This window comes from Chryseobacterium urinae (genome assembly GCF_030518295.1).
GTDB lineage: Bacteria > Bacteroidota > Bacteroidia > Flavobacteriales > Weeksellaceae > Chryseobacterium > Chryseobacterium mucoviscidosis.
The window spans coordinates 24,484-48,076 of sequence record NZ_JAULSJ010000001.1 but is presented as its reverse complement, the minus strand read 5'-3'; the positions used below and the strand labels follow the sequence as shown (position 1 = coordinate 48,076).

The window sequence follows — 23,593 nt, the reverse complement described above, 5'->3', positions numbered from 1 at the left end:
AACGACAGGCGATTTTTTGTGCGCGTTTGTGTTTTAAAAATAGTTAACTTTGGCAATCTTTGAATTAAATAAAGACTTTATGATTGGATTGAATGATAAAGTCATAAAAAATGAATTAATATGAAACTTAAGTACAGTCTGCTGGCTTTGGCAGCTCCGCTCTTAATGAATGCACAACAACTAATGACGCCTGAAATTTTATGGACTTTGAAAAAAGTTGGAGTACAGGCAGTTTCTCCGGATCAGTCCTCGTTAATCTACAAAATAGGACAGACCGATCTTAAAACCGAAAAAACAAAAAGCGAGAACTATTTCCTGAATGTTCTGAACAATCAGTCCGTGAAAGTTGATTTAGGCAAAAAAGCACTGATTCAGTGGGATAAAAACGGATTGTACGCGCAGGAAGGCGATAAGATTTTCCTTTCAAAAGACAACGGTAAGACATGGACGGAGTTTTACACCATTGGTGAAGCAGACAACATTGTTATTTCTCCCGACGGTAAAAAAATAGCCTTCAGTAAGCAGGTTTTGGTAGAAAAAGTAATGGGAAAAGATAAATATTCCGATACTCCGAAAACCACGGCACAAGTTTATACAGATCTGAATCACAGACACTGGGATTATTTTAATGAAGGAAAGTACAATCATGTTTTCGTAGTAAATGTTTCAGATAAAGCAGATTCTGCAAAAGATTTACTGGAAGGGAAGATGTGGGATTCTCCGCAAAGACCTTTCGGCGGAGCAGAAGATTTCATTTGGAGTCCGGATTCTGCACAGCTTTTATATGTAACGAAACCGAAAAGCGGCAAAGAATACTCTACAAGCACAAACACAGATATTTTTGCATACGATCTTGCTTCAGGAACAACAAAAAATTTAACTGAATCTAATAAAGGATACGACGTTAATCCGAAATTCAGTCCGGACGGAAAATCACTTTTGTGGCAGAGTATGGCAAGAGACGGTTATGAAGCCGACAAAAATGATGTAAAAATCATGGATTGGAAATCCGGAAAAACAATAAACTTAACGCAAAGCTGGGACGAAAGTGTTTCCGGAGATGTTTTCTGGAGCGGAGATTCAAAAATGATCTATTTCACGGCAGCTTTCAGAGGAACGAAGCAGTTATTTTCTTTAGATCCTAAAAATGCCAAAGTGCAGCAGATCACAAAAGGTGATTTTGATGTGAACGAAATTTTTGCCGATCAGAAAACTTCACTTTTGGTAGGAAGAACCGATATCAACCACGCCACAGATATTTTCTCTGTCAACCTTAAAAACGGAGAAATGAAGCAGGTTACGGAAGCCAATAAAGAAATGTATGCACAGTTGGCTCAGGGAAAATCTGAACTGAAAATGGTGAAAACTTCGGACGGAAAAGAAATGGGAGTGTGGTTCCATTATCCGCCAAACTTTGATCCGAACAAAAAATATCCAACCCTTGTTTATTGTCAGGGAGGTCCGCAATCTGCCTTAACGCAGTTCTTCAGCACAAGATGGAACTTTGCTTTAATGGCGGCCAAAGGATATATCGTTGTTGCACCAAACAGAAGAGGAATGCCGGGTTGGGGAACAAAATGGAATGAAGAAATCTCCAGAGACTGGGGAGGACAACCAATGAGAGATTATCTTGCCGCAACAGATTACGCAAAAACGCTACCTTACGTTGACGGAAGCAGAGTTGCTGCTGTCGGAGCAAGTTATGGAGGCTATAGCGTATTTATGTTAGCAGGAATTCACGAAAACAGATTCAAAACGTTCATCGCGCACGATGGATTATTCGATATGAAATCATGGTATTTAACAACGGAAGAACTTTGGTTTGCGAACTGGGATTTAGGTTCACCATGGGAAAAGCCACAGCCAAAAGCTTATACGGAATTCAACCCAAGCAATTTTGTTGATAAATGGAACAAACCGATCATGATCGTTCAGGGCGGAATAGATTACCGTGTTCCTTACGAGCAGGGTCAGGAAGCTTTCCAGGCTGCAAAATTAAGAGGTTTAAAATCTAAACTGGTTTATTTCCCGAACGAAAATCACTGGGTGCTGCATCCGCAAAACGGATTGGTTTGGCAAAGAGAATTCTTCGACTGGCTAAAAGAAACTTTATAAATATAATCTTCCCTTCTGGATTCCCCTCCTTTGGAGGGGTGGCAAAAATTCCTAGAATTTTTGACGGGGTGGTTTAAACAGATACAAAAATCAACAGAAAACGGACTTTAGTCCGTTTTTTGTTTTTAGAAAATATGCTTATTGGCTGAGTGAAAAGTTATCGCGAACGAAAATATTCAGTTAAATTTAAAATGAGTTTAAATTTAACTGCAAAAGGGACAAAAGATTTTATTGGATTTATTTAAAGTATTTCAAAAGTCTGCAAAGAGAAAAAATCTTTGATTTTTTAAACTTATATGCTCTTTCTTTTCATTTAAGGATTGAACTTAAACAACTAAAGTGTTACAATTTTTGCGGTAAAAAACTTAGACAAGTTTTAAAAGAAAATCTTAGCGTTCCTTGCGTTAAAAAAAGTAAAAACCTATAAATTTGAATCATGCAAAACAGAATATCTTCCTTTCCACCCATCATCGACAACAATTCTAAAATCATCATTTTGGGATCAATTCCCGGTGTAAAATCGTTAGAAAAACAGCAGTATTATGGTCATCCCCAAAATAAATTCTGGAAAATCATCTTTGAATTGCTCAATGAAGAATTTACAGAAGATTATGCGGAAAGAATTAATATTTTAAAGAAGCATAACATTGCACTTTGGGATGTTATCGATTCCTGCGAAAGAAAAGGAAGTCTGGATTCTGAAATAAAAAATGAAGAAGCCAACCAGATTGAAGAGCTCCTGGAAGTTCATCCGAATATTAAAGCCATATTTTGCAATGGCGGAAAATCGTATAAGAATTTGCAGAAAATTTTAGGAAAGAATTACAAAATACCTGTATTTTTACTGCCTTCTACAAGTCCGCTTCATACGGTTTCTTTTGAAAAGAAACTGGAGGAATGGAAGAAGATTGTAGAATTTCTGAATTAAAATAGCAGGAATAAAAACTATCCCTGCTAAAATTTATTTGAAAAAATACTTACTTCTCAATCCTGTAAACCTCCTCATAAGGCTGAATCAGAACCCATCCATTCCCCGAAAATTTCATCTGGAATTCCTCACCGCTTCCTCTTCCAATCAGACTTTTGAAAGAAACGTTGGTTTTCAGTTCAGGAGAAAGGTTTCCGGACCATGCAACGGTTGCATTCGGATCTGTGAAAACCGGCGCATCCGGAGTTACCAGTAACGTTAAAGGCTCACCGTGAGTGGTAATAGCAATGTGTCCTGTTCCTGAAAGCTTTACCTGAAAAAGTCCGCCCGACATTACCCCTGCAATACTTTTTAACATGGTAATATCGCTTTTAATGCTTTGTTCATGCGCTAAAACATCGTTTCCGTTTACGCAGACCGCTTCATTATTTAGATAAAGAATACGAACTTTTTTACCTGAATCCGCAACGTACAATTTTCCGGTTCCTTCGGCTTTCATTAATTTTGCTCCTTCGCCGCTGATCGCTTTTTTCAATAAGTTTCCAATTCCTCCGGAAAGCATTCCCTGTCTTTCGAAATTAACGTTTCCGATGTAGCCGACCATGCTTCCTGCCTTCGTCCAGACAGACTGATTATTGAGGTTGATCTCCAGAAGAGAGGGTTTTTCCAGTTCAAAATAATCTCTTTCCATTGGATTTTCTTTCGTTTCGTTCACAAAAGATTCAATCGAATATTTGCTCATAGTGTAAATTTTTAATGTTCTCAAAAATAGCTTTTTTACGGTATAAAAAATATCGGGAAATCACGGTTTTTTTATTTCAATTAAAATTAATTTAAATACTTTGAATCTTTGTATTTCGAAAATAAGTGAAACGCCCTTGTTTACCTTGATTTCAATAATTTAAAATAAATTCTTTGTTTAGCCTTGCGATTATTTAAACGCAACGCTAAACAAAATTCTTAAATAAAACTTTTTAATTTAAAGAAATGCAAAGACATCTCATTTAAAAAATGCAAAACAGAAAATAATTATATTATTGATTATTAGTTAGTTGTGTTTATTTAAAAAGTTAACGAAGAGTTACTTTAATATCTATGTAAATAATACTTGACAAAGGGGTGTTTCATGTCGTATATTTGCACTCCGAAAATTACACCTTGTAATTTCAATAATTTTTAAACCGTAATTTAAAAAATGAAAACATCAGATTTTAATTTTGATCTTCCTGCAGAATTATTGGCAGAACACCCATCAGAGCACAGAGACGAAGCCAGACTAATGGTACTTGATAGAAAAACACAGACTATCGAGCACAAATTATTCAAGGATGTTGTGGATTATTTTGAGGAAGATGATTTATTTATCTTTAACAATACTAAAGTTTTTCCTGCACGTTTATACGGAAACAAAGAAAAAACAGGAGCAAAGATTGAAGTTTTCCTTTTGAGAGAGCTTGATAAAGAAACCCGTGTTTGGGATGTTTTGGTAGATCCTGCAAGAAAAATCAGAATCGGTAACAAATTATTCTTCACAGAAGACGAGTCTTTGGTTGCTGAAGTTATCGATAACACCACTTCAAGAGGAAGAACGTTAAGATTCTTATTCGATGGTTCTTACGAAGAATTCAGAGCTAAACTGAAAGAATTAGGAGAAACTCCGCTTCCAAAATACATCAAAAGAGATGTTGAGCCGGAGGATGCGGAAAGATATCAGACGATTTATGCAAAAGTTGAAGGTGCGGTTGCAGCTCCTACAGCAGGTCTTCACTTTTCAAAGCACTTAATGAAGAGATTGGAGATCAAAGGAATTAATTTTGCTGAGGTTACACTTCATGTTGGTTTAGGAACTTTCAACCCGATTGAAGTGGAAGATCTTTCTAAGCATAAAATGGAGTCTGAAGAGATCTTTATTGATGAGAAAAACGCTCAGATCATCAACAACGCTGTTGATGCGAACAGAAGAGTTTGTGCCGTTGGAACGACTACGATGAGAACACTTGAAACTTCTGTTTCTTCAAATAAAAAAATCTCTGCATTCCACGGCTGGACAAATAAATTCATTTATCCGCCACACGATTTCGGAGTAGCCAACTGTATGATTACGAACTTCCACACGCCAAAATCTACATTAATTATGATGATTGCAGCGTTTGCAGGAAGAGATTTTGTAATGCATGCCTACGAAGAAGCCGTAAAAGAGAAATACAAATTCTACTCTTACGGAGACGCAATGCTAATTTTATAAGAACGGAAGCTGGAAGTTGGGTGTTGGAAGTTTACAATTCGGCGCCCAATTTTTCTTCCATCTTCTGACATCTAACTTCCAACAATATAATGAAAGACATCAGAACTTTATCACTGGACCAGCTCAAAGAATACTTTGTTTCTTTGGGAGAGAAACCGTTTCGTGCGAAACAGGTATATGACTGGTTGTGGAGTAAAAATCTTCACTCGATTGATGAAATGACGAATCTTTCAAAAACTCTTCGTGAGAGAATTGCGGAAGAGTATACCATCAATCCTGTTTCTGTGGATCTGCTTCAGAAAAGTACAGACGGAACCATTAAAAACGGAGTGAAATTACATGACGGTTTATTGGTGGAATCTGTTCTTATTCCTACAGAAACGAGAACAACCGCTTGTGTTTCTTCGCAGGTGGGATGTTCATTAAACTGCGAATTCTGCGCGACAGCTCGTCTGAAAAGAATGAGAAATCTTGAAGTTGCCGAGATCATAGATCAGGTTGCTTTAATCGACAGCCAGAGCAAAATGTATTTCGACAGACCGCTTTCCAACATTGTTTTTATGGGAATGGGAGAGCCGATGATGAATTACAAAAACGTGGTGGAAGCAATCCGCAAAATTACCCAGCCGGAAGGTTTGGGAATGTCTCCCAGAAGAATTACCGTTTCCACTTCAGGAATTCCGAAGATGATTAAAATGCTCGCTGACGAAGAACTGAAAGTGAAACTGGCTTTATCTCTTCACTCTGCCATCGAAGCGAAACGTAACGAGATCATGCCTTTTTCCGATAAATTTCCTCTAACGGAAATCATGGAGTCTCTCCAGTATTGGTACAAAAAGACAGGTTCAGTCATTACTTTTGAATATTGTGTATGGAAAGGAATTAATGATGGCGATGAAGATATCAAAGCTCTGATTAAATACTGCAAGCAGGTTCCTTCTAAAGTTAATTTAATTCAGTACAATCCTATTGGTGACGGAAAATATGACCAGTGCAACAAACAGGCAGAGGAAAATTATATCCGTCAGCTTGAAAATGCAGGAATTGTATGCATGGTAAGAAAAAGCCGTGGTGGAGACATTGATGCAGCCTGCGGACAGCTTGCCAATAAATCTGCGGATTAAAATTTTATTAAAAAAATCAAAAATTTTTCTTAACGTTTTCCTAAAATCATAAATTTGTACCACAAATTTATAGGTGATGATGGAGTTCTTTACAGGTGAAAATGGATTGGAAAGCGTTTACGCTTGGTCAATTCCTGTACATGCAACGATTATTTTAGCAGAAATGATCTATAGCCACGTTTCAGAGGCTAAATTATACAACGGAAAAGATGTTGCAACAAGTGTTTATCTTGCTTTGCTGAATTTCGGTCTGGATCTTATCATGAAAGCTTTCGCAATGGGCGTTATGTTTTTCTTTTACGATCACAGGATTTTTTCATGGGATTTTACGGTTTGGTATTGGCTGATCTGCTTTGTGGTAACGGATTTTGCCTATTACGTCCTCCATTATGTAGATCATCATTCCAGAGCATTCTGGGCGGTTCATATTACGCACCACAACTCAGAATATTTCAATTTGACAACAGGTTTCAGAAGTCCGGTTTTACAGCCGCTTTACCGATATTTATACTTTTCGCCACTGGCTTTTTTAGGGTTCAATCCATGGCATATTATGGTGGTGTATGCAATTGGTCAGGTGTACGGAACCTGGGTTCATACGCAGACTGTAAAAAGTATGGGATTTCTTGAATATATTTTGGTAACGCCTTCTCATCACCGCGTTCATCATGCATGCAACATCAAGTATCTTGACAGAAATATGGGAATGTGTCTCATTATCTGGGATAAAATTTTCGGAACTTTTGAAAAAGAAGATCCCAATGTTCCTGTGAAATATGGAATTTATCCAAAAATGCCGGATAATAAACCCGATACGGTTCTTCTGTATGAATGGAGAAAAATATGGAAAGATATTAAACAGCCGGGACTGAAATTTTCAGATCGTATCAATTATATTTTTAATTCTCCGGGATGGCGACACGACGGAACCGGAAAAACCGTGAGACAATATCAAAAAGATTACTGGGCAAGAAAAAATAAAAATAAAAATCAGGTTCAGAAGAAATCTGCTTAGTTTTCTAAACACAAATTTTACACGGACTTCACAAGTATTTTAATTATTTGGACTTAAATATAATCTTAAGTGTGTTTAAACTTTTTATTTAACCGCAAAGATGAACTAAACGGTTATTTAGATTTTGATGATTATAAATAAGAAGATCACAGTAGTTTTTAAAAATCTTTGATTTTTATTCTTTTGAGTGCTTTTATTATTCTGGAAATTCGCTTTATCATTATATTTTGCATCTTTTGTGGTGAATTCTGAAATTAGTTTAAATAAGTTGCCTTTGCGAAATTAAAAGCATAAAATTTTTAAATAAAACTTTTGCGATCTATCTGTTAAAAATAGATTCTTCCTTCGTCAGAATGATAGAGGAACCTCTAATTTTGTATAAAAAACTAGTGTCATTTGTGTTTAAATAAATATTTTTACCTCATGAAAAAGCTTTTCCTCATACTTACCCTTACGATTTCTACCTTCTCATTTTCTCAGCAGGCTGATCTTTTTAAAATAAAAAAATACAGAATCAATTATCTGGATGATAAAGTGAAGGAAACCTCCGGTTTAAATTTAATGAACGGAAAACTGTATACTTTTAATGACAGCGGAAATTCTCCCGAACTTTTTGAGTTGGATAAATCGACAGGACAAATCATCGGCACGATACAAATCAACGGTAAAAATAAAGATTGGGAAGCGCTTACAAACGACGGTAAAAACTTCTACATCGGAGATTTCGGAAACAATGGCGGAACCAGAAAAGATCTCGAAATTTATAAAGTTCCTTTTGAAAATAATTCATTAAAAAATGACTCTGTTAAATTAATTTCTTTTAAATATCCCGAACAGCAGGAATTTATTCCAAAATATTCCGAGACGAATTTTGATGCAGAAGCCATGATTTATTTAAACGAAAAAATTCATCTTTTTACGAAAGAATGGGGTACAAAATCAACAACACATTATATTATTGATCCTGAAATTTCAGAAAAGCAAAAAGCTCAGAAAGCAGAAACTTTTAAGACCGGTTTTATTGTAACAGATGCTTCCTATTTTGATAAAAAGCTTTATTTTATAGGCTACACAAAGAAAACAGAAGTCTTTTTAGATATTTTTAATGAAACCGAACCTGGAGTTTTTTTTAAAGAAAATCCCAAACATTATTATCTCGGAAGCGCTTTGTCTATTGGGCAAATTGAAGGAATTACTGTTGATGAAACAGGAATCTATATTTCGGGGGAAAAATTTCATTCTCCGATTGGCGGAGGAAAACAAAGCCTTTATTTTATTCCGATAGATAAACTCAAAGATTAATTTCCCTTAAAATTGCCCGAAAAAAATTATCTTTGTGGGAATTAATAATTTATCTCTTATTCAAAGATTGTGGTGAACACCGTTGAAGAAATCAAGCGACCGATCAATGAGGAAATGAAACTTTTCGAGCAGAAGTTTTATGAATCCATGCAGAGCAAAGTACCTTTACTAGATAAAGTCACTCGTTTTATTGTTACCACAAAAGGGAAGCAGATGCGTCCGATGTTTGTCTTTCTCTGTGCAAAATTAGTTGGTGATGTCAACGAAAAAACATATCGCGGAGCCTCCATGATCGAGCTGATTCACACCGCAACTCTGGTACATGATGATGTGGTGGATGAAAGTTTTAAACGTCGTAATTTCTTTTCAATCAATGCATTGTGGAAAAATAAGATTGCGGTTTTGGTTGGAGATTATCTTTTATCTAAATCGGTTTTATTATCCACAGATCATAAAGACTACGATTTATTAGGTGTTATTTCAAGAACCATCCGCGAAATGTCCGAAGGAGAGCTTCTTCAGTTGGAGAAAGCCAGAAAACTGGATATTACAGAAGAGGTTTATTATGAAATCATCCGTCAGAAAACAGCGACTTTAATTGCTGCATGCTGCGAAATCGGCGTTTTGTCGAATAATGCAGACGAAGTTCTGGCTAAAAAAATGATGGATTTCGGAACCTATACCGGAATGGCTTTCCAGATCAAAGACGACCTTTTTGATTATTTAACTTCAAACGTTATCGGAAAGCCGGTAGGAATTGATATCAAAGAGCAGAAAATGACGCTGCCTTTGATTCATACTTTAAAAATAGCAAACGAAAAAGACAGAAAATATTATTTCAATACGATTAAGCGTTACAACAACGATCAGAAACGCGTAAAAGAGCTGATTAATTTTGTTAAAAGTTCCGGAGGTCTGGATTATGCGATTACCGTAATGAAAGACTTTCAGCAGAAAGCAATTGATATTCTGAACGAATTTCCCGATTCTGAAGCAAAAAAATCATTGCGAATTATGCTGGATTATGTCATTGAAAGAAAGTTTTAAACAGATATAAATTTTTCAGAATAAAAAAATCGGAACGCTCATGCATTCCGATTTCTTATTGTTATTAAATCTTCTGAATCGTAATATTGGTAACATTACCACTTCCTGTACTTCCCGTTTCCGAAGCTAAAACCGTACAGTTTTGATTCGGAGCTGCCGTAAAACGAACCTGATATCCTGCACTCGGTACAACAAGCATCGTCGTGTAATTCATGAGTTCCCCAATTCTGACAGTGGCAGTGAGTGTAGGAGTATCCGCTCCCGCATAATGGCTTCCTCTCGCAAGATAATTATTATCGGGAACAGGTCTTACTCCCAAAACAAGCTGTGTACCGGCAGTAACATTACCAAAACTTGCCTGAAACGTTACAATATAATTTCCTGCCTGATTGAAGGTAAGCGTTCCGGTAGTTGAATTGTAAGAATAATACGTTGAAGTTACCAAAGGAGCTGCAAAAAGTAAAGTAGCAATCACGCCGCTGTTTGCGTTCTGATCGGCAGATAACCGCGCATGGAAAAGATCTGTTGTGGTAAAATTTATGGTTTTTAATACACCGTTTCCATCTGCGACTACATATTTATCTGTTCCGGGAACTCCTGTATTGGAATTGATGGCACGAACTCTTACGTTTCCTGTTGCTACATCCAGTTTTTCACTGGGATTTATCGTGCTTATTCCTACATTTCCGGAATTTGTTATTGCAAAATCATTAGCTTGTTGTGTGGTAGTTGGAGTTCCGGAAGCCGCATTATCTTTGTTTCCGTCTACATGAAAGGTCGTTTGAGGATTAGCAGTGTTAACTCCTACCTGTGCGTAAGAAGACAATGGTATCAAAATAAAGGGTAATATTTTAGTTACCTGAAATAATTTGTTTCTCATGATTTTTGAAATTTGTGAATTTTTTTCCAAACTCTTCAAAAATCGTACCGATTGATTTTGGATATTTTTAATTAAATTTGATTTTCGTTGATTTTATTTTGTTATTTAATGTATTTTTAATATTAATAAATGGTTATTGATGTTGTTTATTTAAATATAATTTAATATAAATTTATCAGATTGAAGTTAAATTATTTTTACTGTCACAATAATTACAGCCAGAACAATGCAAAATAAAGCGATTAAAAATAAATAATCCGCAATAGTTTCAAATCTGTGGGAACGCTTTTCGTGCATTGATCTTATTGCGAGAAAAGAAAAGAAACAACTGAAAGCAAAAAAAAGACAGGCAACTCCAGCAAACTCGTCCAAATGCGTACTGTGGCTTATTTTTGATATCTTTAATGAAGTGATGATTACCAGGGAAAATCCCAAAAGATTACTCGATGCATTAAGAATATGAGACGATTTTTTCTCCATCATTTACAAATTTATTCCAATATAAACACAATTTATTTTATTATCAAATTTTTAAAAAAGATTATTAAAAATTAAAATTAATTTAAAAAGTGTATATTAGCAAAATACTTCAAAATAAAAATATTTAATATTTGGCTATGCAGACAACCTATATTGAAACACAGCAAATTTCCTTTCAAGATTTTAAAAATCAGATACTTGAAGATTATAAATTAGGAAGGATTTCTCGTGAAATGTCCTACTTGGGAAGAAGAGAAGTTCTTACGGGAAAAGCTAAGTTTGGTATTTTTGGGGACGGAAAAGAGCTTCCTCAGCTTGCAATGGCGAAAGTTTTCAGAGATGGAGACTTCCGTTCGGGATATTACAGAGATCAGACCTTTGCATTGGCTGTAAATGCGTTGACTGTTGAAAGTTTTTTTGCACAATTGTATGCAGATACAAGCGTGGAAAGAGAACCTGCTTCAGCCGGAAGACAGATGAACGGCCACTTTGCGACAAGAAGCTTAAATGAAGACGGAAGCTGGAAAGACTTAACGGCTCAGAAAAATATCTCTTCCGACATTTCTCCTACTGCGGGACAAATGCCGAGATTATTAGGGTTGGCTCAGGCTTCTAAAATTTATAAAACCGTAAAATTCGAAGGCTCTGAAAAGTTTTCCAGAGAAGGAAATGAGATTGCTTTCGGAACAATCGGAGATGCTTCTACAGCAGAAGGTCATTTCTGGGAAACACTGAATGCGGCTTGTGCGCTTCAGGTTCCAATGGTAGTTTCGATCTGGGACGACGGGTACGGAATTTCTGTTCCTACGAAAAATCAGAGAGCAAAAGCCGATATCGCTGAAATGCTGAGCGGTTTCCAGAAAAAAGAAGGAGAAAATCAGGGGTGTGAAATCATTCAGGTGAAAGCTTGGGACTATCCTGCGCTTTTGGATGCTTATGCCAGAGCAGAACAGTTTGCAAGAGTAGAAAGCGTTCCGGTAGTGGTTCATGTGATTGAAGTTACGCAGCCACAAGGTCACTCCACTTCAGGATCTCACGAAAGATATAAAAATGAAGAGCGTCTGTCTTGGGAATCTCAGTTTGACGGCTTGGTGAAATTCAGAGAATGGATTTTAAACTATTCCATCGAAATTGAAGGCAAAGAAGAAGTTCTCGCAACAGCAGAAGAGCTGGATGCTATTGATAATGAAGCTAAAAAAACGGTGAAAGCAGGACAAAAACAGGCTTGGGAAAATTACCAGAAAACAATTACAGATTTAATCGGTTCTGTTTTACCTTTGGTAGAAAATCTTAAAGGGCAAAACACTGAAATCGAGAATTATATTACTCACTTCAATAAACTGGTTTCAAAAGCGAAGAAAGATGTTTTCCATTTGGTGAGAAAATCTTTACTGGCAACGAGAGGAACCCATTCTGCAGAAAGAAACCAACTGATGCAGAAATACAACGAGATTTTTGAAGTTGAAAAAGACAATTATTCTTCTCACTTATATTCTCAGTCTCAGTGGAAAGCAGAAAACGTAAAAGAAATTAAGCCCATTTATTCCGATGCTTCTGAAGATGTGGACGGAAGAGTAGTGGTAAGAAACAATTTCGATAAAATATTCGAAAAATATCCTGAAACTTTAGTCTTTGGTGAAGATGCCGGAAATATCGGTGACGTAAACCAAGGTCTTGAAGGAATGCAGGAAAAATACGGTGACGTTCGTGTTGCCGATACAGGAATCCGTGAAGCAACCATTTTAGGACAAGGAATCGGAATGGCAATGAGAGGTTTAAGACCAATTGCCGAAATCCAGTATCTTGATTATATTTTGTACTGTTTACAGGGTATGAGCGATGATCTGGCAACCGTTCAGTACAGAACAAAAGGAGGTCAGAAATCGCCTGTTATCATCAGAACGAGAGGTCACAGACTGGAAGGAGTTTGGCATTCAGGTTCTCCGATGGCAGGAATTCTGAATCTTTCTAAGGGAATTCTGGTATTGGTTCCGAGAAACTTAACCAAAGCTGCCGGATTCTACAACACCATGCTTCAGAGCGATGATCCTGCTGTAATCGTTGAATGTTTAAATGGGTACAGATTGAAAGAAAAACAACCGGATAATTTAGGTGAATTCACTGTTCCTGTCGGAAAAATCGAGGTGACGAAAGAAGGAAAAGACGTTACGTTGGTTACTTACGGTTCTACATGGAGAATTGTAATGGAAGCAGCGGAAGAGCTTGAAAAATTAGGAATTTCTGCGGAAGTTATTGATGTTCAGTCGTTAATTCCTTTTGATTTAACACATGAAATCGCAGAATCTGTAAATAAAACAAACCGATTAGTCGTAATCGACGAAGATGTGGAAGGCGGAACTTCAGCGTTTATTCTTCAGCAGATTTTAGAAAAACAAAAAGCGTTCAGATTCCTGGATTCTGATCCGTTGACAATTTCTGCAAACGATCACAGACCTGCGTATGCAAGTGACGGAGATTATTTCAGCAAGCCTTCTGCGGATGATATGGTTGAAAAAATCTATGCAATGTTTAACGAAACAAATCCTCAGAAATATCCTGCGATATTTTAATTGGGATTTTAAATAAATTTTGAAACCGCTTTCTTTTGGAGGGCGGTTTTTTTGTTAAGAATTTGTAAATTAGATTTTAAAGCCTATTTATGAAAATCACAAAACTTGTTGTTCTCTTTAATTATCAAAAAATAGTACTTGGGCTTATCGTTTCGGTTCTTCTTTGTGCATTATCATTTTGGATTAATTCAACTCCGGTTATTTTAATATTAAGAATTTTAAGCGCACTTATCATAATAAATATTTTTGCATCACTTCTCGCTTCTTACATTTTATATGATCATTCAGATTTGTACGAATTAAAGAAGTTAACAGGAATTTTAGATTGGAATAAAACAGAAAATGCAATTTTAGTTCACGCAAGCTTTGATCCTTTGTCAAAACGGTTGGAGGAAAAATATCCGAATTTGAATTTATCGGTTTGTGATATTTTTGGAAATCGTCACGAACAGGAAAAAGGAATAGAAACTTCAAAGAAAGTATTTCCTCCGAATTCTAAAGAAATAAAGATTTCACCTAACAAATTACCTTTTGGAAATCAATCTCAGGATGTAATTCTTGCTATAACTGCACTTCACGAAATTTTAGATCATGACCAAAGAGTTTTATTTTTCAAAGAAGCGAAGAGAATTTTAAAAGATGATGGCGTAATCATCGTTTTGGAACAATTCAGAGATCTGACAAATTTTCTTTTCTTTAACATCGGAGCATTCCACTTTTTAAGTAAAAAGCAATGGAAGAGAGCTATTTCTGAGGCTGGTTTGAAGATTATTGAAAATAAGAAAATTACGCCTTTTGCTAATATGTTGATTGTAAAAAAGTGAAATTTTGAAACCGCTTTCTTTTGGGGGTGGTTTTTAATTTATATTTGTTTAACCATTAAACTAAAAGTTATGAAATTAAAATTTTCATTTATATATCTTTTATTAATAGTTACAAGTTGTAAAAATGAAAGGAAAGAATTGCTTTTAGCAGACAGGGAAGCTCCCTTAGGTTGGGTTTATCTGAAAATGTATGATGATGAAAGTTTTGAATTTATTTCTCAAGGGATGATGAGAGATAAAGATGTCTACACAGGAAATTATGAGTTTAAGAATGATACTCTTTACTTTAAATATAATGATTCAGTTCCAAAAGCTAGTTCAAAAGCAGTAATTGATAATGATTTTGTGAGTTATATTAATGGAAGTTATCCTGAAAGTTTGAAAGTAAAACGTAATAAATTTAAGCTAAAGAAATAAAAAAGACCATCAAACAACCGTCTTCTGAACTTTTTTCCCTTCCAAAATCATTTTGCAGTCCTTCTCTTTCTCAGGATCATACACATGATATTTCGTTTCCCATTCTTCCAGTTGATATAAAATCGGAAGGAGAGCCAATCCTTTTTCTGTGAGTGAATACTCAACTCTTGGAGGAATTTCTTTAAACTCCTCACGAATTACCAATCCGTCCGATTCCATTTCTCTCAATTGGTCGGTCAGAACTTTTCTGGAGATCACATTAATCCTCGCCGCCAATTCTCCGAAACGCAATTTTCGGTCTTTGATCACTAATACAATGATGGGTTTCCATTTGCTTCCCAGAGCAGACATTGCTTTTCCCAAAGGACAACTGTATTGCATTAATTCGTTCTTTTTCATAAAGGTCTATTTCTAATTTTTATTCGTATTGTTGAACACGAAGCTCACAAGAATTTCTATCTTCTAACTGTCTTAAGCTTCACAAAGACGCTTTGCTTATAAGAGTTTACAAAGGATTTAAGCTTATATACCTTATGCATTTTTATGAATAAACTTTACAATAAAGCATACGCTTATCTTGTGTTCCTTTTTACTCTGTCGAACTTTCGGTTTGAGGTCAAATAAAAATTAAAACCTAACCCGTATGTAAAGAGCTCATCTGTTACTTTAAAGTTACTAATGTATGTTACTGCAAAGTTACTACTTTTTTCAATTCAAAAGATACAAATATGAACTATTATTAGTTACTTTGTGTAACAATTATAAAATAGTAAGTTAAAAATGAGCACAGAATCATTATTTCAACCTTTTAAATACAAGAATTTAGAACTTAAAAATAGAATCGTAATGGCTCCGATGACGAGAGCACAATCCGATAACGGAGTTCCTACGCAGCAAATCACAGATTATTATGCAAGAAGAGCGGCTTCAGATGTGGGATTGATTCTTTCGGAAGGAACCGTAATCAACAGACCTGCATCCAAAAATATGCAGAATATCCCTGATTTTTACGGAACTCAAGCGCTGAACGGCTGGAAAAACGTAATCGATGCAGTTCATGAAAACGGAGGCAAAATGGGACCTCAAATCTGGCACGTTGGAGACACAAGAAGTTCTGCGGATTATCCTTCTATTGAGATGGAAAAAGCTTCTACCATGACGTTGGAAGACATTCAGGATACCATTGCTCAGTTTGCCGCTTCTGCAAAATCTGCAAAAGACTTAGGATTTGATGTAGTGGAAATTCACGGAGCTCACGGTTATCTTATCGACCAGTTTTTCTGGGATGTAACCAATACAAGAACTGATGAGTACGGAGGTAAAACCCTGAAAGAAAGAAGCAGATTTGCGGTAGATGTGGTGAAAGCAATCAGAGCTGCGGTTGGTGAAGAGTTCACGATTATTATTCGTCTTTCTCAATGGAAACAGCAGGATTATTCTGTAAAACTAGCGAATACACCGGAAGAAATGGAAGAGTGGTTATTGCCATTGAAAGAAGCGGGAGTTGATATTTTCCACTGCTCGCAAAGACGCTTCTGGGAGGCAGAATTCGAAGGTTCTGATCTTAATTTCGCAGGTTGGGCAAAAAAAATCACGGGACAGCCAACCATTACCGTAGGTTCTGTAGGTCTTGAAGGAGATTTTATGGCGGCTTTTGGAGGACAGGGAACTGAAAAAGCAGATTTAACGGAGCTTACAAAAAGGCTGGAAAGAGGAGATTTCGATCTGGTGGCTGTTGGTCGTGCGCTTTTACAGGATCCTGAATGGGTGAAGAAAGTGAAAGAAGGAAAAATGGACGAACTTCAGGATTTCAAAGCCGAAAGCATGGCAACACTTTATTAAAAGTCAAAAGTCAATGGTGAATTGCTTTGCTGTCAGTTTTTATTGAACCATTCATTAACCAGCAAAGCGAATTAACTATTCACTTTCTACATAATTTTACCTATCAATTATTTTAAACGAAACCGCTTCAGGATCTCTCTTGAAACGGTTTTCTAATGAATTTAAATCATCAATAATTCCATAACAATTGTCATCCTGAAAGGATCTCAACGATACATTGAAAACTTTGTTTAGATGCTTTCAGCATGACAAAACATACTGTAAATAAATGACCTCTTTAATTGTTCAGAATGTTATTTTATTTTTTTGTTTCTCGCAGATCGTTCAGATTATGCAGATTTTTCCCACATAATCATCTGCTAAATTTGCAAATCTGCGGGAGATGATAATGATGTAACTTGTCATCCTGAAAGTATCTAAGCGCAAATACTTTAGAGCCATTCATGCTAATGTAGATTGTAAACAAACAAAATAAAACCGTTCCCAAAAATGAGAACGGTTTTTAACAGATTTAAATATCTAAAATTGTCATCATTGATGACAAAAGTGATCACATTTAGAGACCAATATTTTTTGTTGGTTTCAGTTGCTTTTTAATTGATTTCGGAAGCGCATCCTTATGAACCAGAATTGCTGTCGATTTGTATTCTACATAAGGTCTTGTTACGTAAATATACCCTTCAAAATCATTCGTTACACCCCAAGAATTTTTCACCATATAATATTCTTTGTCCGACTGATCTTTTGCCAGTCCTACGATGTGCATTCCGTGGTCATCCGTTGTAGAAAGATTATTCAAAGCCTTCTGACGCATATCTTCAGTAATCGTTTTGTCTTTTTTAGGTTCTGTGAATAAAGTTCCTTTATTTTCTTTTGTGATCTGATCCAGATCCATGTCCGGAACATAAGCAACTCCGTTTTTGTAAGAGAAATAAGGTTCAGAAACATCCGTTGCCCAACCTACAGAATATCCTTTGTTTACAGCATTGTCGATAATTGCCGTTAAATCTTTCATCGGTACGTTCCAGTCAGAATCATGGCTCCAGTTATCCGGAATCGGAACTACAAATTTCTGGTAGTACGGATAATCCTTGTAAGAAGAAAGTTCTACATAATCTTCCGGATTGATTCCTACAACCTCTTTCGCAAAAGTTTGCGGTGTGTAAGATTTTCCTTCATATGTAAAGTTGGCAGGAACTTTTCCAAGATATTCATCCAGAATGGCATCAACGGAAGACATCCAGTTGTCCGTCAGTTTTCCTTTAGAACCAGCCTGAACCAAGCTGTCCAGAACAGGCTTCAATTTTCCCTGCATTTCAGAGAAATTATTCAAACTCAGCCCCTGCTTCAAACCTGTGTAAACATCCTGTGGAACCGCTCCGTATTTTTTATACATATTAATCACGTCGTGCAGTTCTCCGCCGTCTCCCCAACTGATCGCGCCGTTATTCAGAACGTATAATTTAGCTTTATCGTGGTAAGAATTTCTTGCAGTGTATATCTCCGCCAGATCAACAGGTTTTTTGCCCATTCTCTGCATCTCAGATTCAAGGAAAGAGTTTCCCGAATAGCTCCAGCAGGTTCCCGAAGATCCCTGATTTTTTACCGAAGTCGCACCCACATCTTTCAGCGTGGTAAACTGGAAATTGGCATTCTGGGATTGGTTGTTTTTTAACTTGTTGATTAAGTCATCCTGTGCAAACATCATACTTCCTGCAGACAAAACAAAAAGTAATGACACAAATTTTGAATTTTTCATTACTAAAAAGATTATTTATACGAATAGTCGTTCATATTACAGATTTGTTACAAAGACAAAGGTTAAATCGAATCTTCTGTTTTCAGATAAAAAAGTTTTTTATCAGGAGCTGTTTCGCGCTTTCGCTACTCGCTTTTTTGAGGTTTCGGCGGCGGCTTTGCCGCTGCCGAAACCTCAAAAAGAGCTCAGACAGACCGCTCAATCGCGGCTAAGGCAGAAGTCCTTCATTTCAACATTTATAAACACCATTAAAATTTGTCATCCTGAAAACATCTGACCACAGTTTTTCCACTACATTCAGATAATTGCGGCATCATAAACTTGGTGAAAATAATTTTAAAAAAAAATAAAAAAGAAAATATTTCAAAAATATGAAGTATGGAATTCATTTACAGATGTTTTCGTTCTTAAATTCATTTGCCGCCTTCACTGAAATTCATTATATTTTCAAAAAAGTTGATGATGTTTCCAACCTTTTTGAAATTTTATGCATCTATGTAGATATAAAGCCTGATTATGGAACGAGAGTTACTATTAGAATGTCAACGGAACGACCGCAACGCGCAGCGGAAAGTCTACGAAATGATGGCGGGAAAACTGTACACCGTTTGCAAGCGGTATCTGAAAAACGATGAAGATATCGAAGAAGTTTTGGCAGACACTTTTTACAAGATTTTCACCAAAATGAACCAGCTTCATAATCCCGAAATTTTTGAAGCGTGGGCAAAAAAAATTGCAGTGAATGAATGTCTGCAGAAATTAAGATCCACTAAAGAACTGCATATTTCTTTAGAAGACAATCATGCCGTTTCTACAGATTCTGCGATGGAAAATATATCATTTGAAAAAGATATTTTAAGTCTTTTAAACTTTCTTCCGGAAGGTTGTAGAGCTATTTTCAACCTTTTTGCCATCGAAGGATACCCTCATAAAGAAATTGCAGCCATGCTTTCTATCAGCGAAGGAACCTCAAAATCCCAACTCAATTTTGCAAGGAAAAGACTTCAGGAACTTTTGGTTAATCAAAACATTTAAACTTTTACAACAATGGAAAACAATTCAATAGATAAAACATTCAACGAGGCTTCTAAAACACTGGAAGAACCTGCGACTTTTCCTGGGTTTGATAAAGTTTGGGCAAAAGTGGAAGAAAAATTAGACAAAAAAGAACAAAAAAAGAGTAAAATAGTTCCGATCTGGCTTCCTTACGGAATTGCCGCAAGTTTATTAATCGGATCCGGAATCTTTTACTTTTCCGGTAAAAAAGACAACGCGGAAGTTACCCAACAAATTATTGCAAAAAATATAATTTCCGAAAATAAACCTTCTGCTGCTATTTCGGAACACATTCAGAAAGCTGACAGTATTATAAAAGTGAATATCCAAAAAGAAACTTTACCTCCTGTAACGATAGCTGCTGAAGCTCCGCCAGTTGCAATCCAGGCTCCGTTTCCTGTTGTTTCATCTACTCCGTTAGCTTCTCCTGCACGTTCTGAAGAACCGGTAGTTCTTGAAAGAGAAAATAAAATAATTGAAGACGCTCCTAAAAATCAAAATACTGAAGTGGTAATTGCGATGGGAATTAAGAAAGAAAAAGCTTCGATGGTGAATTCTCTTGCTTCATCTTCATCAGAGAAAAAGAGACTTACCGATCTTAATGCAGTTGCAGATACGGCAGAAGCAGTTTATTCTACCAATCCATATGATCTTAAAGAATCTTCTCAGGAACCCGAAATTCTGGCATACAATAAAGGATATCTTAAAGCAAAACAGCCAATTGCAGGAAATTATCAGGGTTTGGCAAACAGAATAGGGAACAAAGAAGCCATAAATTCAATTCGTGGAGCAGCTTCAGGCGTGAATATCAATTCAATTTCGGGAAGACAGGGTTCAGGAAAAGTGGATATCTCGATCAGTTGTGAAGGTTCATCCAAGGCAAATAACAGTCCGCTGTTCGTCATTAACGGAAAGGCAACAGACTCCGAACTTTTCAAGAGAATTGATCCTAATAAAATAGAATCCATCCGTGTATTTAAAGGAGACGCAGCGATTTCTCTTTTCGGAAATCAAGCTGCCAACGGAGCCATTCTGGTGGAAACAAAAGACATTTCCAGAAAAGAAAAAAGAATGCTGAAAAGACTTCTGAAAAAAGAAAAACTGCTGAAAAAGTAGCTTCTCTAAACCTCTAAAACTAATATTCATTCAATATAAATCTGAAAAAAGAAATTTCTTCGGAGGTTTCTTTTTTCGCCTTTTAATCAACAAAAAGACCATGAAGAACTTGTATTGTCTGCTTCCGCTGTTTGCGGTTAACTGCCTGTTTGCGCAGAATTCTCAACAGTATTATTCCGGAATATTTTTAAACGAAAAAGAAAAGTCACAGAATTTTTTAAAGGTTCTGAACAAAAACAGCGGAGTTTATGAACTTACCGATGAAAAAGGTTTTGCCATCATCGCAGCAAAAGATTACGATACTTTGGTTTGGAACAACGGTAAAAACAAAGCGGTTGTATACGGAACCCGTGAGCTGAAAACTATTTTGGAAAACCAGATAGAGAAAAGAAGTGTTCAAAATATTCAGAATAATACCTACGACAGTTTGGTTTCAAAAGAGCGGAAAAATGAATTTAGTATAGAAAACTCAGGACAAAACCTGAAAGTTAATTTGTTTGATTATTATTCCATCAGAAACATAAAAGAAATCGATAAGAATCTCATCAGCTTAAAAGGACGAACCCAGAAATTTTTGTTTTTAAACGGAAGTTTTACCACTTCAGCGGAGGTGAAAAGCAGAAATTTGGTTCCTAAAACCCAGAATCAATATGTTCAGGGAAGATCTGAAAACGGAGAACTGACTTGGAGAGGTCCCGAAACCAATGAAATGTTCAGTTTCGGACCGGATATTTCAACTTTACAGTTTGATAATCAGCCTTATGAATATGATCGAAATGGAAAGCTCATTCCTCTCATAAACGGAAATTCTCCCGCGAAAGCTTATGACAACGACATTTTTAAAACAACAGTTGGGTACAATAATCAATTGAGGCTGAATCTTTTTTTCAAAAATCATCAGTACTCTTATGATGAAAAGTTTCGGATTTCACTGGATCTCGGACAGCAGAAAGATCAGATGTATTTCATGGATCAGCACAGTATTCTGAATTCTTTTAAAACAAAACTAAGTTCGAAAATTTTAAAATTTAATGTAAATGCGGCTTTTATATATGAAGAAAATAAAGCGACAAATTCCAACAGAATTGGTTTGTTCAACAGGGTTTATCAGAATTCTTTACTGACGCCGGTTTCTTTTTCCAATGCTCAGAAGATCTTTCTTACCGATGGTTCGCAGAAAAGCTACAGCAAGTTTGCAGACAATCCGCAATTTTTATTTTATCAGGATAATCAATACAATTCCAGAGATAAAAGAAGACAGTTCAATTTCGGAATTTCGCGGGACTGGAGTCATTTTAAGCTAAATATCACGCAATCTTACGAAAACGATTTCTTCCTGAATCTCGATCACTATAAACCTTCGGTTTACGGTTTTCCCAATGGCGTGCAGAATGAGCGAACGCAAAACAATAAATTGTATAATTCCAGTATTTCAGGAGAATATTCGATAAATGAATATCGTTGGAACCATCGCTTTAATCTCAATTTTATTGTCAATAATAACAGATCGGAGATTGATAATACTTTAAACAGTAAAAATTATATTTACCAGAGAACTTCGCAGGATTATATCTTCGAATACAGGCTAAATTATGATGGCTATCGTGATTTCGAAATGGGATTGAATGCAGGAAATTCTTTCTATATTTCAAATACTTCACTTAAAAATAATTATTTCCTTCCTAAAGTGGGTGCATATTTTACTTTTAAAGAAATATTCAACTGGAGAAACATCAATTTTAAAATTTTAGGAGCCTACACTCAGCTAAGCTCGGAGCCGGAAATCACAAAATCCTATGCTTCTTACGCAACCACTTTGCTGAATGCGCAGAATTCAAATCAGTATTTTCCGATTCAGGAAGTTGAAACCTTTAAAAATCTGTCGAATATTGATTCCAAAGAATGGAAAACGGGTTTCAGGCTGACTTCAAGATACAATTTAGGCATTGAAGCAGAATATTTTCAACGGAAAATCAGCAATGATATTTTTCCGGTTTTTGAAAATGGCAATTTAAAACTGAAAAACCTTGCAGATCACACGTACCGCGGACTGGAAGTGAATTTCTTTTTTGATAATGTTTATCTGGGTTCAGATTTCAGGATGAATCAGAAGGCTTCATTTTTTAAGTACAGAGATATGGTGGATCGGGTAAATCCGGGATATCATAATACAGCGGTTTCAGGTTTTAAAGACATTTACAAAACATTGTCGGAAGGTGAAGTTCTGGGAGCGGTTGTAGGAAGTAATTTCGAAAGAAATAACAACGGAGAGTTGATTATTGATGAATTCGGTTATCCTAAAAAAGCAAACGGATCTAAAATAATTGCAGATCCCACACCGGATTTCGTCGTTAAATTCAATCATAATTTCACCTATAAAATGATCACTTTAGACATCAACTGGGAATGGAAAAAAGGTGGACAGGTCTGGAACGGAACTCAGGCTGTTCTCGATTATTACGGACGTTCCCAGACTTCCGGAGATGACAGAAATATTAAAAATTATGTTTTTCAGGGAGTAAATTCCGGTGGAAATCCCAATCAGATTCCTGTTGATTTTTACGATCCCAATCAGGACGTTTCGAAAAACCGATGGACGAGATACGGATATTTGGGCGTCGCGGAAGACTATGTTCAAAAAGCGGATTATGTGAGAATTAATGCGGTTTCTCTAACGGCAAAACTCGATGTCGGACAGTTTAAAAAAGGTTTGGGAATCACATTCTATGTGAATAATATTCTTCTTTGGCAGGCGAATCGTGGCGTAGATTCCAATCAGAATTTCTATGATTCGGAAAACGGAAGAGGACTGGATTTCTTCAATCTTCCGTCGTATAAAACTTTTGGCTGTATGGTTTCATTTCAATTTTAAG

Annotated in this window: 18 protein-coding genes; 14 read left to right on the top strand and 4 right to left on the bottom strand. The window is 36.2% G+C overall.

Annotated elements, in window-relative coordinates; translation table 11 throughout:
- Window positions 1–120: 120 nt before the first annotated feature.
- Both QWT87_RS00195 and QWT87_RS00190 read left to right on the top strand, forming a co-directional pair.
- Window positions 121–2,115, top strand: a complete 1,995-nt coding sequence (locus QWT87_RS00195; RefSeq protein ID WP_302712507.1) for a S9 family peptidase — start codon at window positions 121–123, stop codon at window positions 2,113–2,115.
- A gap of 436 nt (window positions 2,116–2,551) precedes the next feature.
- Window positions 2,552–3,043 carry a DNA-deoxyinosine glycosylase gene (locus tag QWT87_RS00190; protein WP_302712505.1) on the top strand — a complete coding sequence of 164 codons (492 nt, stop codon included), beginning with the start codon at window positions 2,552–2,554 and terminating at the stop codon, window positions 3,041–3,043.
- A 49-nt stretch (window positions 3,044–3,092) separates the two neighbouring features.
- On the opposite strand, the gene QWT87_RS00185 is transcribed toward QWT87_RS00190, so the two are convergent.
- Window positions 3,093–3,785, bottom strand: coding sequence for an AIM24 family protein (locus tag QWT87_RS00185; protein WP_076394991.1), 693 nt, complete (start codon window positions 3,783–3,785; stop codon window positions 3,093–3,095).
- A 453-nt stretch (window positions 3,786–4,238) separates the two neighbouring features.
- Between QWT87_RS00185 and queA the strand changes: the two genes are divergently transcribed.
- From queA to QWT87_RS00160, 5 genes are all read left to right on the top strand, one after another.
- Complete coding sequence (gene queA, locus QWT87_RS00180; protein ID WP_087708125.1) at window positions 4,239–5,288, top strand: tRNA preQ1(34) S-adenosylmethionine ribosyltransferase-isomerase QueA; 1,050 nt, start codon at window positions 4,239–4,241, stop codon at window positions 5,286–5,288.
- An 89-nt stretch (window positions 5,289–5,377) separates the two neighbouring features.
- A complete protein-coding gene (rlmN, locus tag QWT87_RS00175; protein WP_302712496.1) occupies window positions 5,378–6,412 on the top strand; it encodes a 23S rRNA (adenine(2503)-C(2))-methyltransferase RlmN in 1,035 nt (344 codons plus the stop codon).
- Between the two features lie 76 nt (window positions 6,413–6,488).
- On the top strand, window positions 6,489–7,427 hold the full coding sequence (locus tag QWT87_RS00170) for a sterol desaturase family protein (RefSeq protein ID WP_302712494.1): 939 nt from the start codon (window positions 6,489–6,491) through the stop codon (window positions 7,425–7,427).
- A gap of 423 nt (window positions 7,428–7,850) precedes the next feature.
- Complete coding sequence (locus QWT87_RS00165; RefSeq protein ID WP_302712492.1) at window positions 7,851–8,729, top strand: hypothetical protein; 879 nt, start codon at window positions 7,851–7,853, stop codon at window positions 8,727–8,729.
- Between the two features lie 69 nt (window positions 8,730–8,798).
- Window positions 8,799–9,776: a polyprenyl synthetase family protein gene (locus tag QWT87_RS00160; protein ID WP_302712490.1), complete on the top strand. Its 978-nt coding sequence runs from the start codon at window positions 8,799–8,801 to the stop codon at window positions 9,774–9,776.
- 64 nt (window positions 9,777–9,840) lie between these two features.
- Here the strand turns inward: QWT87_RS00160 and QWT87_RS00155 are convergent, their stop codons facing one another.
- Window positions 9,841–10,656, bottom strand: a complete 816-nt coding sequence (locus QWT87_RS00155) for a hypothetical protein (protein WP_302712488.1) — start codon at window positions 10,654–10,656, stop codon at window positions 9,841–9,843.
- 617 nt (window positions 10,657–11,273) lie between these two features.
- Here QWT87_RS00155 and QWT87_RS00150 point away from each other — a divergent pair.
- The 3 genes from QWT87_RS00150 (at window position 11,274) to QWT87_RS00140 (ending at window position 14,947) form a co-directional block, all read left to right on the top strand.
- Window positions 11,274–13,706 carry an alpha-ketoacid dehydrogenase subunit alpha/beta gene (locus QWT87_RS00150; RefSeq protein ID WP_302712486.1) on the top strand — a complete coding sequence of 811 codons (2,433 nt, stop codon included), beginning with the start codon at window positions 11,274–11,276 and terminating at the stop codon, window positions 13,704–13,706.
- An 89-nt stretch (window positions 13,707–13,795) separates the two neighbouring features.
- Window positions 13,796–14,530, top strand: coding sequence for a class I SAM-dependent methyltransferase (locus QWT87_RS00145; RefSeq protein WP_302712484.1), 735 nt, complete (start codon window positions 13,796–13,798; stop codon window positions 14,528–14,530).
- 69 nt (window positions 14,531–14,599) lie between these two features.
- Window positions 14,600–14,947, top strand: coding sequence for a hypothetical protein (locus tag QWT87_RS00140; protein WP_302712482.1), 348 nt, complete (start codon window positions 14,600–14,602; stop codon window positions 14,945–14,947).
- Window positions 14,948–14,956: 9 nt separating this feature from the next.
- Here QWT87_RS00140 and QWT87_RS00135 read toward each other — a convergent pair whose 3' ends face one another.
- Complete coding sequence (locus QWT87_RS00135; RefSeq protein ID WP_116099935.1) at window positions 14,957–15,346, bottom strand: winged helix-turn-helix transcriptional regulator; 390 nt, start codon at window positions 15,344–15,346, stop codon at window positions 14,957–14,959.
- 381 nt (window positions 15,347–15,727) lie between these two features.
- Between QWT87_RS00135 and QWT87_RS00130 the strand changes: the two genes are divergently transcribed.
- Window positions 15,728–16,789, top strand: coding sequence for an NADH:flavin oxidoreductase (locus tag QWT87_RS00130; protein ID WP_302712479.1), 1,062 nt, complete (start codon window positions 15,728–15,730; stop codon window positions 16,787–16,789).
- A gap of 556 nt (window positions 16,790–17,345) precedes the next feature.
- On the opposite strand, the gene QWT87_RS00125 is transcribed toward QWT87_RS00130, so the two are convergent.
- The gene (locus QWT87_RS00125) at window positions 17,346–18,548 is read right to left on the bottom strand and encodes a C1 family peptidase (RefSeq protein ID WP_302712477.1); all 1,203 of its coding nucleotides are present in this window, start codon (window positions 18,546–18,548) and stop codon (window positions 17,346–17,348) included.
- A gap of 516 nt (window positions 18,549–19,064) precedes the next feature.
- On the opposite strand from QWT87_RS00125, the gene QWT87_RS00120 reads away from it, so the two are divergent.
- From QWT87_RS00120 to QWT87_RS00110, 3 genes are all read left to right on the top strand, one after another.
- Window positions 19,065–19,583 carry an RNA polymerase sigma factor gene (locus QWT87_RS00120; RefSeq protein ID WP_302712475.1) on the top strand — a complete coding sequence of 173 codons (519 nt, stop codon included), beginning with the start codon at window positions 19,065–19,067 and terminating at the stop codon, window positions 19,581–19,583.
- Between the two features lie 12 nt (window positions 19,584–19,595).
- Entirely contained in the window at window positions 19,596–20,720 is a 1,125-nt protein-coding gene (locus QWT87_RS00115; protein ID WP_302712473.1) for a TonB-dependent receptor plug domain-containing protein, read from the top strand.
- Window positions 20,721–20,820: 100 nt separating this feature from the next.
- On the top strand, window positions 20,821–23,592 hold the full coding sequence (locus QWT87_RS00110; RefSeq protein ID WP_302712471.1) for a TonB-dependent receptor: 2,772 nt from the start codon (window positions 20,821–20,823) through the stop codon (window positions 23,590–23,592).
- The last annotated feature ends 1 nt before the right edge of the window (window position 23,593 follow it).